The organism is Pseudoxanthomonas sp. z9 (assembly GCF_006542425.1).
Taxonomy (GTDB): Bacteria; Pseudomonadota; Gammaproteobacteria; order Xanthomonadales; family Xanthomonadaceae; genus Pseudoxanthomonas_A.
This window is the reverse complement of the sequence record NZ_VFID01000014.1, coordinates 21,709-37,301: the sequence shown is the minus strand read 5'-3', so window position 1 is coordinate 37,301 and position 15,593 is coordinate 21,709. Positions and strand designations below refer to the sequence as shown.

The window sequence follows — 15,593 nt, the reverse complement described above, 5'->3', positions numbered from 1 at the left end:
CTACGAATTCCCGCCGAGTCCTTCGCCACAATCGCTGCGCTGGGCTTACCTGGTGCGCGAACTGATCGCGCTCGGGCATCAGGTCAAGGTCCTGACCATCCACCTGGGCGGAGAAACCCCGGGTCTGCCGCATCTTCCGTCCACGCTGGAAACGCATCGGACCTTCGCCGGGCCTGTGCGCGGCCTGCTTGCCTATTTGCGGGACCGCCGGCAGGGACAAGCTCCTCCGGCGGGGTCCGACGCCGGTTCCCCTGCGCCTTCTTCCTCTCCCCTGCGACCACCCCGCAGTTGGAAGCAATCGCTGTCGGAGACCGCGCAGGGGCTCGCTGCGCGCTTCGTGTTCCCGGATGTACGCGGTGAATGGTTTCCTTGGGCCAGACGCGCCCTCACCCGGTGCCTGGACGAGTTCAAGCCCGACATCGTGATCAGTTCCCACGAGCCGGCGACGTCACTGGAACTGGGGCTGATCGCCAAGGCGAAGGGCTACCCCTGGATCGCTGATCTTGGAGATCCCGTACTGGCACCCTACACGCCTGCGCGCTGGCGCGGCCGCGCGCTTCGGGTGGAAGGTGAAACCTGCCGGAAAGCCGACCACCTGATCGTCACCAATCCCGGAGCCGCGGCACTGCTGGCGGAGCGCCATGGACACAGGGACGACATCAGCGTCATCTCCCAGGGCTTCGCGCCGGAGCCTCCGGCCGCTTCCACGAATGTTCCGTTCGATCCGGCGCGGCTGGAATTGCTGTACACCGGCAGCTTCTACCATTTCCGCAAGCCGGACGATCTGGTGGCCGCCATTGCCGCCCATCCGAAGGCGAGGCTCAACATCGCCTCGGTCACCGTACCCGAATCGTTGCTTCGCGCCGCCGAATCCATGCCGGACCAGATTCGCCTGCTGGGATTCCTTCCCCATCGGCATATCCTGCAGTTGCAGCGCTCGGCCGACGTGCTGATCAACATCGCCAACGACGATCCTTCCCAGGTTCCGGGCAAGCTCTACGAATACCTGGGATCGGGCCGTCCGATCCTGCACGTGACACGCCAGCACGACATCAGCTCGGAGTTGATCACCACCGCTCGTCGTGGCTGGGTGAGCGACGGTTCCCTGGCTTCATTGCAAGGATGGCTCGACCGGGCCAGCGTGCTGAAGGAGGCGGCCAGCCTGGACGAGGGTCTGGAACTCAGCCTGGAATCCGTCGCCCAATACAGTTGGCCCACGCTCGCCGGCAGGCTGGAAGAAATCGCGAAGCAGGTGCTGCACGCGCCAAGGCGCTAGCGCTGCGCCTGCCGCGCCAGCCTGACCCGCTCGGCGAAATCGGACAGGCCGGGTGCGCGCGGCTCGATTCCGCGTGCTTCCTCCAGCGCCTGCGTCGCGAAGGCGACATCGCCCGCACCCAGGCGCTCGTCGCCGACCGCAATCCATTTCTGCGCCATCCGCCGGCGCGCCTCCGCCAGGGCGGGATCGCCGGGACGGATCGTCTGCCACGCGGACAGGCAGGACTGGGCACGGCGCACCCGGTTGCCACGCCACTCCTGTTCGAAGCACTGCTGCGCCGCCGCCAGCACACGGGAGGCGGCGCGGCGAACGCGCACGTCGTCGGGAGCCAGCGCCTGCGCCGCGCGCAACCTGTCGTAGGCGCTTTCGCCCGGTGGCGTCATCCAGTCCCCGCGTGCCTCGGCCTGCGCCATTCCCGCCAGCAGGCTCTCCACCCGGCGCAGCCGCTCCCGCGGAGGCAGCGATGGCGGCAGGCTGGCCCGGGAAGCGCGTGCACGCTCCAGGTACTGGGTGGCCTCGCGTATCGCCGGCGATTGCGGCGCCAGTTCGCGCGCCTGCGCCAGCGCGGTCTCGGCCTGTTCGAACCGGTAGTCGCCCGCCTGTCGCCGCGCCGACTCGGCATAGGCGGCGGCGAGCCGTTCGATGCCCTGCCGCGCGCGCGCGTCGTCGCCCGCGGCGGCCTGCACCGCCCGATAGCCCTCCGTGGCCCTCGCCAGGCGTCCGCGGCGCAGGTCCGTATCCGCACGCCGCAGACGCTCGTCGATTGCGCGCGCCAGCGACGCCTGCGCCGCGGGCAGATCCACGTGGCCACCGTCGTAGCCGCGTACCTGGGTGATCAGCCGACCGGCCGCTTCCAGATCGCCGCGCGCCATCACCGTGCCGGCCTGTTGCAACAGGTCGCTGAGGATGTCCTCGCGCGCCTCGAGTGCTTCGATGCGACCGGGCTGCAGCGCCAGCACGCGCTGGAACAACGGCAGGGCGGCGGCGGGGTCGCCATCGAGCCGGCCCGCGGCCTGTGCCTGTTGCGCCTGTCGCAACAGCGATTCGATACCGGCATCGGCGGCCTCGCGTACGCGCAGCTGTTCGGTCACCACGACGGCATCCGCGCGGGGCACCTGCAATTCATTGGCCAGCGCGAGCGCAGTGTGCGCGGCGGCGAAGTCCCCGCGCGCGGTGGCGCGCCGCGCCTGGTCCAACGCTGTCCGGGCCACCCGCGCCAGCCCGTCCCGGGCCTCGCTGCGATCACTGTCCAGGGCTTGCGCGGCTTCGTAGTACTGGCGCGCGCCGGTGCCGTCGGGCGCGGTCAACCGGCCCGCGGTGAGTGCGGCCTGGCCATTGTCCAGCAACTGCTGGATGCGGGTGTCGGGCCAGAACAGGTTGGCCAGCGGCTGCCGGAACACCGCCAGCAGGGTCAGCAGCACCACCACCGCCAGTGCGCCCCAGCGCCAGGTCCGTCGTGCCCGCCACAACGGCGGCGCACTGCGCCGGGGCGCGTCATCGCCGCGGAAACGCAGATGTTCCCAATCGGCGATCGGTTCGATCCGGCCGTCCTGGCGGGATTGCTCGGGGCTGTGCTCGGGCATCACCGACCCAGCATAACCATTCAGGCTGAACGTCGCGCTTCCTCGACCCCAGGCAGCGCATCGAGTTTCCCGAGCAGGGTGGACAGTTGGCCGAAATCGGCGACCTTCAGCCGCAGGCGCAACTGCACCCGGCCACTGGCACCGGCCTGGTCGCTGTTGATGCCCAGCACGTGGGCGTCCTCCTGCGCGATCAGCGTGGTGATGTCCTTGAGCAGCCATTTGCGGTCGATGGCCCGCACCTGCACGTCCACTTCGTAACCGCCACCGGTCTGCCCCCACTCCACCGGCAGCACCCGCTGCGGGCTGGAAGCGGCCAGGCGCTGGAACGCCGCGCAGTCGGTCCGGTGCACGCTGACCCCGCGACCGCGGGTCAGGTAGCCGCTGATCGCCTCTCCCGGCACGGGTTGGCAACAACGCGCCAACTGCACCAGCAGATTGCCGACGCCTTCCACCGTGAATTGCGACCTGGACGGCGGCGATGGCTTGCGTCCGCCCGGCTTGCGCAGCGGCAGGCCCGGCGGCAGACCCTGCGGAGCGGCCGATTGCGCGGCCGCGCGCTGCTCCTCGTGCAGCGCGCGCACCACCTGGTTGGGGCCGACGTCGCCCAGGGCGATCTGGATATGGAGTTCCTCGACGTTCTCGGCATGGAACTTCTTCGCCACGCCGGACAGGTCGGCGTGGTGCAGGCCCAGCCGCTTGAGTTCCTTCTCCAGCAGTTCGCGTCCGGCCTGCAGGTTGCGCGCGCGATCGAGCTTGTGGAACCAGGCGCGCACCTTGTCGCGGGATCGACCCGAGGCGAGGAAGCCGTTGGCCGGCAGCAGCCAGTCGCGGCGCGGCTCCCCGGTCTTGGAGGTCATGATCTCGACCCGGTCGCCGCTGCGCAGGGCATGGTTCAGCGGCACGATGCGGCCATTGACCTTGGCGCCGCGGGTACGGTGGCCGACCATCGTATGCACGTGGTAGGCGAAGTCCAGCACCGTGCCGCCCTGCGGCAGGTCGATGACCTCGCCTTTGGGCGTCAGCACGTAGACCCGGTCCTCGACCAGTTCCGAGTCCAGGTCGCCGGCCAGTCCGCCGCCCTCGCCCCCTTCCTGCGACTGGTCCAGCAGCCGGCGCATCCAGGCGATCTTGCGATCGAAGGCGCGGTCGCCGCCGCCTTCCTTGTAGCGCCAGTGCGCGGCCACGCCGAGTTCGGCCTGCGCGTGCATCTCGTGCGTGCGGATCTGCACTTCCAGGGTGCGGCCTTCCGGGCCGACCACGGCGGTATGCAGGGAGCGGTAGTCGTTGGCCTTGGGCCGGGCGATGTAGTCGTCGAACTCGCTCGGCACCGGCGTCCACAGCGCATGCACGATGCCCAGCGCGGCGTAGCAGGCGCCGACGTCGTCCACGGTCACCCGCACCGCGCGCAGGTCATACAACTCGTCGAAGGAGACCTGCTTGCGCTGCATCTTCCGCCAGATGCTGTAGATGTGCTTGGGCCGTCCGCTGACCTCGGCGACGATGCCGTGCTCGGCCAGCGCCTGGCGCAAGGTCGACTTGACCGATTCGATGTAGCGCTCGCGGCCGGCGCGCTTGTCATCCAGTTGCGCGGCGATCTGCCGGTAGGTATCCGGCTCCAGGTAGCGGAAGGCCAGGTCCTCCAGCTCCCATTTCAACTGCCAGATGCCCAGCCGGTTGGCCAGCGGCGCATGGATGTCGCGGGTCAGCCGCGCCAGCGCGCGCCGCTGCGGGTCGTCCAGCAGGCCCGCGTTGCGCATCCGCGCCAGTTGCCGCGCCAGCAGGATCGGCACCACGCGCAGGTCGCGCACGATCGCCAGCAGCAGCCGGCGCAGGCCTTCGTTGTTGGCGCTGCGGTGCTGCTCGGCGTGCAATGCCCAGACCTGCGCGGCCGCCTGCTGTCCCTCCAGCAGATCGACGATGCCGGCGGGCGCGGTCTTGCGTGATCCGGATTCCTCCGGGAGCGGTGGGAGCGCGAACAGCCAGGCGGCGGCGATCACTTCACCATCGGCGGACAGCGCGGCCAGCGTCTCCAGCGTGTCGACCAGCACCGCCAGCGGATCCTGCAAAAGCAGCTCCGGTTCGGGCGAGGTTTCGATGCGTATCTGGATGGCCTGGCGCGAATCCGCCGGAAGCATCGCGGCCGAGGGCCGTTGCAGCACTTCCAGCAGAGCTTCGCGCGATACGGAGAACACGATCGGATCCTGAGGGGTCTTCCAGCTACGTTACCCGCACGCGACGCGGACGAACAGCCTTGCCGTGGTTTCCCTTCATGCCGGCCGGTTGTGTGCTGCTAACCACGCAGCGCCTGCAGGCGCTGGGCCAGTTTCTTCGGGGAAACGCCGCCACGCGCGCCCAGTTCCTGGGCGAACATCGAAACCCGCAATTCCTCCAGTTCCCAGCGCAGCGCCTGCCATCCCGGCTGGCGCGCCACGCCAAGCCGCGTCGCATCGGCCAGCGCATCGGCGAACGGTTTGATCTCCAGCATGCGGGACTGGTCACGCGCGGGATCGCGCAGGGCGCGCTCGGCGCGCAGGCGCATGCCCTTGAGGTAACGCGGCATTTCCGCCAGCGCATGGGCCGGGGTGTCGCGCAGGAAGCCTGGATGCACCAGGCCGTCCAACTGCGCGCGCAGGTCGTCCAGGTTGCCGCGCGCCCAGCCCATCAGCGGCGATTCCAGTTGCGGCTTGAGCTCCGCGACCGCCGACAGGATCGCCTCGGCCAGCTTCAGCCGCTCCATCGCCTCGCCGAACAACCGGCGGCCGGCGTCATCGCGGCGCTGCTCGAAACTGGCGCGATCCCGGATCCCTTCCAGGCCGTCGGCCAGCACGGCATTGAGCGCGGCGTCGGCGATGTCCGCGCGCAGGCGCTCCTTCTCGCCCGCCTTGTCGCCCTCGGCGAAACGCTCTATCGCCGCGTAGAGCAGGCCCACCTTCGGCGCCACCGGCAATTGCTTGCGCGCCTGGCGCACGCGATCGGCCAGGGCGATGTCGAGCAGGCGGCGCACGCCACCCGGGTGGGCGGCCTCCGCCTCCACGCGGTCGGCGAACACCTGCAACGCCACGCTGTCGCCGTCGTCGCGCAATGCCGGGAACGCCGGCACGCCGGCCTCGCCAGGCACCTGCAGCGGGATCGGCTGGGCCGGGAACTCACGCAGACCGCTGGCCGCCAGCGCGCGGCCGGCGCGGGCGGCGAACGCCTGCCCAGCACGGTCGCCGAAGCGTGCGCGCAGTTCGTCCAGATCCCGCGATTCGGCCAGCACCCGCGCTTCCCCGCCCTTGCGCGGATCCTCGCGCAGGCGCAGGTTCATGCGCAGGTGCGGTTCCAGCGCGGACTCGTCGAAGTCGGTGGCGGCCACCGCGGCACCGGTCGTGCGCGACAGGAACCGCGCCAGTTCGCCGCGGATGTCATCGGCGGTCGGTTGCGGATAGGCCTCGAAGAACGCCCGCCCGAAATCCGGCGCCGGCACGTAGTTGCGCCGCATCGCCTTGGGCAGGCTGCGGATCAGGCCCGATGCCTTGTCGCCGATGAACCCCGGCGCCAGCCACGACAGGCGCGCCGGATCCAGCGCGTTGAGCAGGTGCAGCGGCACTTCCAGGGTGACGCCGTCGTCCGCCGCGCCGGGCTCGAACCGGTAATGCAGCGGCAGGCGCGCGTCGCCCAGCGCGAAGTACTTCGGGAAGCGCTCCTCTTCGCTGCCCTCCCCCGGCAGCAGGTCGGCCAGCGTCCACAGCAAGCGGTGACGCGCTTCCGGCAACTGGCCCTTCCACCATGCATCCAGGCCGGCGACGGAATGGATGTCCGGCGGAATCCGATCCAGGTACCAGCGCGCCTGCCAGTCTTCGTCGGCCACCAGGCCGGCGCGACGCAGCTTGGCCTCTTCCTCGCGCGCCTGTTCCAGCGTCTTGAGGTTGTCGGCGACGAAGCCCGCACGGGCGTTGATCTCGCCGGTGACCAGCCCCTGGCGAACGAAGATGTCGTGCGCCTCCATCGGCGCGATGCGGCCGTAGTGGACCGGCTTCTTCGGCGCCAGCACCAGCCCGAACAGGCTGATCTGCTCCGACGCCAGCACGTGCCCCTGCGCGCGTGACCAGTGCGGATCGAAGTGCTTGCGCATCAGCAGGTGCGGCACCTCGGCGATGACCCAGTCCGGTTCGATCGCCGCGTTGGTCAGGCCCCACACGCGCTGGGTATCCAGCAGGGTGGCGCTGAGCACCCACGGCGGCGGCTTCTTCGCCAGCGCGGAACCGGGAAACAACTGGAAGCGGCGCTGGCGGGGCGCCTGGAAATCACCTTTCTCGCCGCGATGCCCCACCTGCGTCGGCAGGCCGGCAATCAAGGCGCGATGCAGGGCGACGTACGCCGCTTGGCGCTGTTTTTCGGTGGGGCCGGCGGCCGTGCCAGGCGCGGCGGTCGCATCCGAATCGCCACGCTTGCGTGCACGCTCCGGTGTCTTGCGCGGGACGTCGCTGTTGGCCGCAGGCATTCCTTCCAGCGTCCAGCCCAGCTCCTCGCACAGCAGCAGCAACTGCCGATGCAGCTCGCGCCATTCGCGCATGCGCAGGAAGCCGAGGAAGTGGCGTTCGCACCAGTCGCGCAGCTTGGACTGGGTCAAGTCCTCGTGGGCCTGCCGGTAGGCGTCCCAGAGCTTGACGATGCCGAGGAACTCCGAGCGGGTGTCGGCGAAGATGGCGTGTGCGTTGTCCGCGGCCTCGCGCGCTTCCGGCGGGCGCTCGCGCGGATCCTGGATGCCCAGGAACGCCGCGATGATGATCATCTCCCGCAGGCAGCGGTGCTGTTGCGCGGCCACCAGCATGCGCGCCAGTTTCACGTCCACCGGCAGGCGCGCCATCTGCCGGCCGATGGTGGTGAGCTTGCGATCCTTGTCCACCGCGCCCAGTTCGGCCAGTTGCTGCCAGCCATCGGCGATGGCGCGCTCGTCCGGCGGTTCCAGGAACGGGAAATCCTCGATCCGGCCCAGCCCCAGTTGCAGCATCCGCAGGATCACCCCGGCCAGGCTCGAACGCCGGATTTCCGGATCGGTGAACTCGGCGCGGGCCTGGAAATCGGCCTCGGCATACAGGCGATAGCAGACGCCTTCGGCGATGCGCCCGCAGCGGCCCTTGCGCTGGTTGGCGCTGGCCTGCGAGACCGGCTCGATGTGCAGGCGATCCAGTTTCTGGCGCGGACTGTAGCGCTTGACCCGCGCATAGCCGGGATCGATCACGTAACGGATGCGCGGCACGGTCAGCGAGGTTTCGGCCACGTTGGTGGCCAGCACCAGCCGGCGCTTCGGGCCGGGGTTGAACACCCTGTCCTGGTCTTTCGCGGACAGCCGCGCGTACAGCGGCAGCACTTCGGTCTCGCGGTACTTGCGCCGCTCCAGCGCCTGGTGGGCATCGCGGATCTCGCGCTCGCCGGGCAGGAACATCAGCACGTCGCCGCGCGGGTCCTGGCGCGTGATCTCGTCCACCGCCGCCACGATGGCGTCGTTGACCGTGCGCTCACCCTGCTGCTCGCCCTCGCCCTCCAGCGGGCGGTAACGCACCTCCACCGGATAGGTCCGTCCCTCGACACTGATCACCGGCGCGTCGTCGAAATGACGGGAGAAGCGCTCGGTGTCGATGGTCGCCGAGGTGACGATGACCTTCAGGTCGCGGCGCTTGCGCAGCAACTGCTTGAGATAGCCGAGCAGGAAATCGATGTTGAGGCTGCGTTCGTGGGCCTCGTCGACGATGATGGTGTCGTAGGCCGACAGCCAGCGATCGCTGGCGATTTCGGCCAGCAGGATGCCGTCGGTCATGAACTTGACCCGGGTGTTGTCGCCGACCTGGTCGGTGAAACGTACCTGGTAGCCGACCGCATCGCCTACGCCGGTCTCCAGTTCCTCCGCGACCCGGCGCGCGACCGCACGGGCGGCGATCCGGCGCGGCTGGGTGCAGCCGATCATGCCGGCCACCCCGCGTCCGGCCGCCAGGCACAGCTTGGGCAACTGGGTGGTCTTGCCGGAGCCGGTCTCGCCGGCGATCACCACCACCGGATGGCGGCGGATCAATTCGACGATCCGCTCCCCTTCACGGGCAATCGGCAGGGCTTCGTCCAGACTCACGGCCGGCACCGAGGCCGCGCGCGCTTCGCGCTGCGAGACCGAGCCGGCCAGCGCCTGGGCGAAGGCCTCGCGCGCGGCGGCATCGCGCGGCCGTGACTGCCAGCGCGACCAGAGTCCATGCAGGCGGCCGCGATCCCGGCTGAGTGCACCGTCGATGGCACGGCGGGCGGCCTGGAGATCGCGGTCCGGGGAAGATTCGATAGCGTTCATCAATCCAATCGGGTGAAACGTTTTATTACCCAAACGGGTATAGGGTAGTTATTGTGAGCCATTGACCCCCATAAGGAGAGTGCAGATGTCCAAGACCAAGGCAAAGACCAAGCAGGCCGCCGCACCCGCGGCCACCTCCCCGAACATCGACATCGGGATCACCACCGGCGATCGCAAGAAGATTGCCGAAGGCCTGTCACGGTTCCTCGCCGACAGCTACACGCTGTACCTGAAGACCCACAACTTCCACTGGAACGTCACCGGACCGATGTTCAATTCGCTGCACACCATGTTCGAGACCCAGTACACCGAACAGTGGACGGCGCTGGACGAGATCGCCGAGCGCATCCGCGCACTGGGCTACAACGCCCCGGGTTCCTATGGCGAATTCGTCCGCCTGTCCTCCATCCAGGAGGAATCCGGCGCCGATGGCGTGCCCGGCTGGCAGGGCATGGTGAAGCAGCTGGTGAGCGGCAACGAGGCGGTGTGCCGGACGGCGCGCAAGGTCCTCAAGACCGCCGACGACGCCGGCGACGACCCGTCCGTGGATCTGCTGACCCAGCGCCTGCAGACGCACGAGAAGTATGCCTGGATGCTGCGTTCGCTGCTGGAATGATCCCGCGAAGCGCGGCGTTGTCGACCCAAGCGCCCGGTTCCCCGGGCGCTTTTTTTTTGCGGGGGACGGGCACCGGCTTGCCACCGCCAACGGTAAGGACCCACATGCCGCCCGCGGTTCCTCGGACGCCCTTCCGGGGCATTTTCCGAACGCCGGGGGCCGGCTGTCCTGCTACCCTATCGCCATGTCAGAACGTCCCACGGACCTGCTGCAGCGGGTCTTCGGCTACTCCCGCTTCCGCGGCCACCAGCAGGCCATCGTCGAACAGCTCGTCTCCGGCCAGGATGCCCTGGTGCTGATGCCGACCGGCGGCGGCAAGTCGCTGTGCTACCAGATCCCGTCCCTGCTGCGCGAAGGCGTGGGGATCGTGGTGTCCCCGCTCATCGCGCTGATGCAGGACCAGGTGGAAGCGCTGCGCCAGCTCGGCGTGCGCGCCGCCTTCCTCAATTCGACCCTGGACGCCGCCACCGCCGCCGAAGTGGAGCGCGCCCTGCTCACCGGTGAGCTGGATCTGCTGTACGTGGCGCCGGAACGGCTGCTCACCCCGCGTTTCCTGTCCCTGCTGGATCGCAGCCGCATCGCGTTGTTCGCCATCGACGAGGCCCACTGCGTCTCGGCCTGGGGCCATGATTTCCGTCGCGAATACCTGGAACTGACCATCCTGCACGAGCGCTGGCCGGAGGTGCCGCGCATCGCCCTGACCGCCACCGCCGACCCGCCCACCCAGCGCGAGATCGCCGAGCGCCTGGGCCTGACCGAGGCGCAGCGCTTCGTCAGTTCCTTCGACCGCCCCAATATCCGCTACACGGTCACCCAGAAGGACAACGCCAAGCGCCAGCTGCGCGATTTCCTCCAGGCCCACAAGGGCGAGGCCGGCATCGTCTACTGCCTGTCGCGCAAGCGGGTCGAACAATTCGCCGACTATCTGCTGGAGCAGGGATTCAACGCCCTGCCCTACCACGCCGGCCTGGACGCCGAGGTGCGCGCGCACCACCAGCGCCGTTTCCTGCGCGAGGAGGGCATCGTGATGGTGGCGACGATCGCCTTCGGCATGGGCATCGACAAGCCCGATGTGCGCTTCGTGGCGCACGTGGACCTGCCCAAGTCGCTGGAAGGCTACTACCAGGAGACCGGTCGCGCCGGCCGCGATGGCGAGGCCGCCGACGCCTGGCTGTGCTACGGGCTGGGCGACGTGGTGCTGCTGAAGCAGATGATCGAACAGTCCGAGGCCGGCGAGGAGCGCAAGCGGCTGGAACGGCGCAAGCTGGATCAATTGCTGGGCTACTGCGAATCCATGCAGTGCCGCCGGCAGGTGCTGCTGGCCAGCTTCGGCGAGACCTATCCGCAGGAATGCGGCAACTGCGACAACTGCCTGCATCCGGCCGCCACCTGGGACGCCACCGAGGCCGCGCAGAAGGCGCTGAGCTGCGTCTATCGCAGCGGCCAGCGCTTCGGCGTGAACCACATCATCGACGTGCTGCGCGGCAGCGAGAGCGAGAAGATCCGCCAGTGCGGGCATGACCAGCTCACCACCTATGGCATCGGCCGGGATCTGGACGCCGGCACCTGGCGCAGCGTGTTCCGGCAATTGGTGTCCTCAGGCTTGCTGGAAGTCGATGCCGAAGGCTATGGCAGCCTGCGCCTGACCGAGGCCAGCCGGACCGTGCTGCGCGGCGAACGCCGCCTGCTGCTGCGCAAGGAGGCCCCGGCCCGCGAACGCGAACGATCCCCGCGTACGGGCGTGGTGGTCTCCCCGTCCGACCAGCCGCTGTTCGGCGCCCTGCGCGATCTGCGCGCGCAGTTGGCAAAACAACAGAACGTCCCGGCCTACGTCATCTTCCACGACAGCACCCTGCGCAACATCGCCGAACACCGGCCCGGCACCCTGGACGAACTGGCCCAGGTCGGCGGCATCGGCGGGACCAAGCTGGCCCGCTACGGCGAACAGGTGCTGGAAGCGATCCGGGCGGCGGGTTGAGCGCGGGCCCGCACGATAAAAATGCGGCCGCAGGACTCCTGCGACCGCGATGAGAGAGCACAGCTATATTGTGGTTGTTATGCGGGGGAACCGCCCGGCGGACACGACGGGAATCCGCCGGAGCGGTCCGGCACGGCCATGATTCCCGTTGCGGGGAGCCACGGCGACGCCATCAAGTCACCATGACCTTCGTCCTAGCCGGAAAGTTCAGGCCGGAATCCAGCCTGGGTTCAAGCGGCAGCTGCTAGCGTCTGGCGACTGGCGCATGGATCGCGCGAATCCGCTTCCCCGATCGAGTCGAGGTCCCCATGAAGGCAATCGCCCCGCTGCTGCTGAGTCTGTTGGCCTCCGGGGGCGCGCTTGCCCAGTCGGCGGAGTCCCTCGATCTCACCCTGCCCCGGCCCGCGCTCTATTCGGCCGACCCGCCGGGTACCTACTACGGCGACACCAGCGGGCGGCCTGCCCGCGCGCTGCGGCCGGCGCCGGTGGCCCGCAACGCCTGCGGCACCCCGGTCGACGAGGATGACGGCAAGGTCGATGTCTCCGGCAGCGTCGCCACCGGCATCGGTTATACCAAGGGCTATGGCAGCAGCCACTGGAACGCCGCCAACATCAATCTTTGCAAGTCCTACAACAACGACGAGGGCGAGTCCCGCGCGTTCAACCTCAACATCGGCGTGAGCCGGTACGACGGTCCGGGCTTCCATGGCTACCGCCGGTTGCCCGGCGACGTTGGACCGCCGCCGCCGCGCGGCTTCGGCGGTACGCCGATGCGGCCCTGATCAGCGGAATCGCAAAAGAAAAGAGGCGCCGGATGGCGCCTCTTTTCGTTCTGCCGGACGCGGATCACACGACGCATCCGATCGCATGCCCGGGCAACCCGGCGGAGGTCCGCGTCCAGGGCGGCTCTACTCAGGGAATGCCGTTGCCGCCGTAATGGCGAAAGCCCGGCCGTGCTTCCAGCCGACGCAGGTAGGCGGCCACCGCCGGCAGTTCCGGACGCTCCATCGGGGTCATCTTCCAGCGATTGACCGACAGCCCCACCACGATATCGGCCACGGTGAAGGCATCGCCGGCAACATGCGCACCGGTCCTGGCCAGTTGCGCATCGAGGATTCCCATCCGCCGGTTCCACTCCCTCACGCTGGCTTCGATCTGCAATGGATCAGCGTGGTCGGGACTCTGTCGCACCCGCGCCATGAAGGCGTAGCGCCAGGCGTTGTTGAGTTCCGTGGCCTGCCAGTCCATCCATTGTTCGACCCTGGCCCTTTCGGCCGGCGCTGTTGGCAGCAGATCGTCGCGCTGCTCGCGGCCGGCCAGATAGCGGCAGATCGTGTTCGACTCCCACAGCACCTGCTCGCCATCGCGGAGCACCGGCACCAGCGCATTGGGATTCAATGCCAGGAAGTCGGGTTGCGAGGTGGACCGGTAGCCGCTGCCCCACTCCTCCAGTTCGAACGGCAAGCCGAGTTCCTCGCACAGCCAGAGCACTTTCCGGACGTTGATGGAGGTCGACTTTCCCAGGATTTTCAACATGATTCGCGTCCGTACGCCCGCGGGGCACGGGCACGCTACCTTAGCGTCCAGGGCCTGTTGCCGCACCCCTTGGCGCAGGCCATCGCGTGCCACGGCGGATCCGCTTAAAATCCGCCCAGCCCGTGGCAGGCGGGCAAGGGGAACTCAGATTGTGTTGAAGGAAGCGATGCCGGAACAGACGCAGAACCCGTACAGCGAGAACTGGTTCGATCACAACATCCCGCACTGGCAACAGTGGCTGGGGGGCTTCCGTGATCGACCGGGTGTCCGCGCGCTGGAAATTGGCAGTTTCGAAGGCCGCTCCACGCTGTGGCTATGCCAGCACATCCTCACCGGTGCGGGCGCACGCGTCGATTGCGTGGACCTGTTCGCCCCCGATCCCGTCTATGGCGACTACCACGCGCGGTTCCGCCAGAACACGGCCGCTTTCGCCGATCGGATCACCGAGCATTCGGGTTACAGCTTCGATTCTCTGCGCCGAATCGAGGGCGAGTTCGATTTCATCTACATCGACGGCTGGCACTCGGCTTTCGGCGCGCTTGCCGATGGCGTGATGACCTGGCCGCTGCTGAAGGCCGGCGGCGTGATGATCTTCGATGATTACCTGTGGGTTCCGCCGAAGCAGGCGCCACGAAGGCCGAATGTGCTGGTACGCAACTGGGCCAAGCTGCGGGGCCGCGACTGGCGCCGCGATGCGCTGGAACGCCAGATCGCCCGCGTTCCGACTGAAACGCCCAAGCTCGGTGTCGACGGCCTGCTCGCCACGCTGGCGGGACACTACGAACTGCTCGGCGTGACCAACCAGTTGGCGATACGCAAGACCCGCGGCTTCACCTTGGGGCAGGTCGGATACGATACTTGAGTGGCGGATGCCCGATGAAACAATGCCCGGCCATGCGCCGGGCTTTTTTATGAATATGCCTGCTCGAAACGTGGAAGGCGTCGGCGCCATTCCTGAACCCGCTTGACATCCGTTTCACGGATGCACTCGCACGCTCGGCTCCCGTCAGACGACGATACTGCTGAGCCCGCCATGGACATGCGCTTGATCAAGCGGCAGTTTTCTTCCTTGTTTCTCCTTCGTACGGCACTCGCGCTTCTTGCCGTCGCGATCCCATTCTCCGGCCAGGCCGCCCGCCTCGAGTACGTGACCGGAGTCGACGGCACCATCACCGACGTCACCCCGCAACGCATCCTGTTCTTCGTCATCGAGGATGGCCGGCCGCTGCTGAAGGTCTACAACCGCGCGACCGGGAGCCTGCGCACGGTCCCGGATCCGACGGGCCACACGCCGGGTTACGAAAAGCTGACCGCGCGTGGCGTGGTGTACGGGATTACGGAAGACGACGAAACATCGGTTTACGAATGGAACGGCGGCGCCACGCCGTTGGGGAATGATGGGACGCCTCGCGGCATGCGCGTCAGTCCGAACAACAAGCGTTACGTCATCTGGCCGACCTGGCGCCCGGGACGCTACCTGAACCTGCGCGACGTGATGCTGTACAAGGACACCCTGGTCGGCAACGGCCGCGTCGCCGATCTGGCCGATGTCGGCGACGGAGGCGAAGTCGTCTACACCGAAGGCCCGGCGCCCTACAACGTGTTCCGCTACCGGGCCGGGCAGACCGTGCAGCTGACCCACGCTTCCACCTATTCGCACTTCAATCCGTTGACCGACGGCATCAACGTCGTCTACCGCAAGCAAATCTCGGACACGGCCTCGCAGATCGTCCTGTACAACGACAGTCTCGGCGAGGTGGTGCTGCGCGGTGCCAGCGGCGACTACTTCACGCCCCGGGCGGACTACTTCCCCAGCAGCGGATGGGTCGGCTTCACCCGTTTGAACACCGTGAATGGCAACACCGTCAGGCAGGTGTGGCTGCGTTCGCCGCAGGGCCAGCTGACCGCTGTCTCCCGCGCGGACGCGGACGCATCGATCCATGCGATCGCCGGAGGCCAGGTGATGTTCGTCAGCAATGGCTATCTCTACCTGGGACGGCCCGGCGCGGCGCCCGTGCTGGTCTCGCCCTTTGCCGACGGCACCGGCGGTGCCTGGCTGCAGGGCAGCTGGTACGTATATTTCGGCGGCACCTTGTACCGGGTGGTGGTGTAGCCGCGACGGTCCATCCCATCCGCATACAGCGGGTGGGATGGCAACGCATGGGAGGGAAGCGACCCTGCGGGTATCCCTCAAGGTCGTTCCGGCGAGTCCTCGCGACTGTCATGGGCAACGGCCGGGGAACCTGGCCTGCCGGTCTTCCGCGGCCACGAAAAAAGGCGCTCGCGCG

General features: G+C 68.2%; 10 protein-coding genes. 6 read left to right on the top strand and 4 right to left on the bottom strand.

From position 1 onward, the window contains the following. The first annotated feature begins 52 nt into the window (after positions 1 to 52). Positions 53 to 1,276 (top strand): glycosyltransferase, encoded by a 1,224-nt coding sequence (locus FG323_RS16210; RefSeq protein WP_181444267.1) that lies wholly within the window; start codon positions 53 to 55, stop codon positions 1,274 to 1,276. Here FG323_RS16210 and FG323_RS16205 read toward each other — a convergent pair. The 3 genes from FG323_RS16205 to hrpA form a co-directional block, all read right to left on the bottom strand. Beyond that, a complete protein-coding gene (locus FG323_RS16205) occupies positions 1,273 to 2,859 on the bottom strand; it encodes a hypothetical protein (RefSeq protein WP_255470216.1) in 1,587 nt (528 codons plus the stop codon). The two genes, FG323_RS16210 and FG323_RS16205, sit on opposite strands and share 4 nt — an antisense overlap. Before the next feature lie 20 nt (positions 2,860 to 2,879). Continuing rightward, positions 2,880 to 4,994 (bottom strand): bifunctional (p)ppGpp synthetase/guanosine-3',5'-bis(diphosphate) 3'-pyrophosphohydrolase, encoded by a 2,115-nt coding sequence (locus FG323_RS16200; RefSeq protein ID WP_141456017.1) that lies wholly within the window; start codon positions 4,992 to 4,994, stop codon positions 2,880 to 2,882. Positions 4,995 to 5,149: 155 nt separating this feature from the next. After that, positions 5,150 to 9,175, bottom strand: coding sequence for an ATP-dependent RNA helicase HrpA (gene hrpA, locus FG323_RS16195; RefSeq protein WP_141455759.1), 4,026 nt, complete (start codon positions 9,173 to 9,175; stop codon positions 5,150 to 5,152). 85 nt (positions 9,176 to 9,260) lie between these two features. On the opposite strand from hrpA, the gene FG323_RS16190 reads away from it, so the two are divergent. The 3 genes from FG323_RS16190 (at position 9,261) to FG323_RS16180 (ending at position 12,551) form a co-directional block, all read left to right on the top strand. Further along, positions 9,261 to 9,791 carry a Dps family protein gene (locus FG323_RS16190; RefSeq protein WP_141455758.1) on the top strand — a complete coding sequence of 177 codons (531 nt, stop codon included), beginning with the start codon at positions 9,261 to 9,263 and terminating at the stop codon, positions 9,789 to 9,791. Positions 9,792 to 9,975: 184 nt separating this feature from the next. Next, positions 9,976 to 11,769 (top strand): DNA helicase RecQ, encoded by a 1,794-nt coding sequence (gene recQ / locus FG323_RS16185; RefSeq protein ID WP_141455757.1) that lies wholly within the window; start codon positions 9,976 to 9,978, stop codon positions 11,767 to 11,769. A gap of 308 nt (positions 11,770 to 12,077) precedes the next feature. Next, a complete protein-coding gene (locus tag FG323_RS16180) occupies positions 12,078 to 12,551 on the top strand; it encodes a hypothetical protein (RefSeq protein ID WP_141455756.1) in 474 nt (157 codons plus the stop codon). Positions 12,552 to 12,681: 130 nt separating this feature from the next. On the opposite strand, the gene FG323_RS16175 is transcribed toward FG323_RS16180, so the two are convergent. After that, a complete protein-coding gene (locus FG323_RS16175; RefSeq protein WP_141455755.1) occupies positions 12,682 to 13,305 on the bottom strand; it encodes a glutathione S-transferase in 624 nt (207 codons plus the stop codon). A 166-nt stretch (positions 13,306 to 13,471) separates the two neighbouring features. Between FG323_RS16175 and FG323_RS16170 the strand changes: the two genes are divergently transcribed. Both FG323_RS16170 and FG323_RS16165 read left to right on the top strand, forming a co-directional pair. Then, entirely contained in the window at positions 13,472 to 14,167 is a 696-nt protein-coding gene (locus FG323_RS16170; RefSeq protein WP_141455754.1) for a class I SAM-dependent methyltransferase, read from the top strand. A gap of 285 nt (positions 14,168 to 14,452) precedes the next feature. Beyond that, positions 14,453 to 15,418 (top strand): hypothetical protein, encoded by a 966-nt coding sequence (locus tag FG323_RS16165; protein WP_141455753.1) that lies wholly within the window; start codon positions 14,453 to 14,455, stop codon positions 15,416 to 15,418. Positions 15,419 to 15,593: the final 175 nt, after the last annotated feature.

Excerpts from the sequence above, each read along its gene's own strand:
- FG323_RS16205 (WP_255470216.1), bottom strand. The coding sequence starts at position 2,859 with ATGCCCGAGCACAGCCCCGAGCAATCCCGCCAGGACGGCCGGATCGAA.
- FG323_RS16200 (WP_141456017.1), bottom strand. The coding sequence starts at position 4,994 with ATGCTTCCGGCGGATTCGCGCCAGGCCATCCAGATACGCATCGAAACC.
- hrpA (WP_141455759.1), bottom strand. The coding sequence starts at position 9,175 with ATGAACGCTATCGAATCTTCCCCGGACCGCGATCTCCAGGCCGCCCGC.
- FG323_RS16190 (WP_141455758.1), top strand. The coding sequence starts at position 9,261 with ATGTCCAAGACCAAGGCAAAGACCAAGCAGGCCGCCGCACCCGCGGCC.
- recQ (WP_141455757.1), top strand. The coding sequence starts at position 9,976 with ATGTCAGAACGTCCCACGGACCTGCTGCAGCGGGTCTTCGGCTACTCC.
- FG323_RS16180 (WP_141455756.1), top strand. The coding sequence starts at position 12,078 with ATGAAGGCAATCGCCCCGCTGCTGCTGAGTCTGTTGGCCTCCGGGGGC.
- FG323_RS16175 (WP_141455755.1), bottom strand. The coding sequence starts at position 13,305 with ATGTTGAAAATCCTGGGAAAGTCGACCTCCATCAACGTCCGGAAAGTG.
- FG323_RS16170 (WP_141455754.1), top strand. The coding sequence starts at position 13,472 with ATGCCGGAACAGACGCAGAACCCGTACAGCGAGAACTGGTTCGATCAC.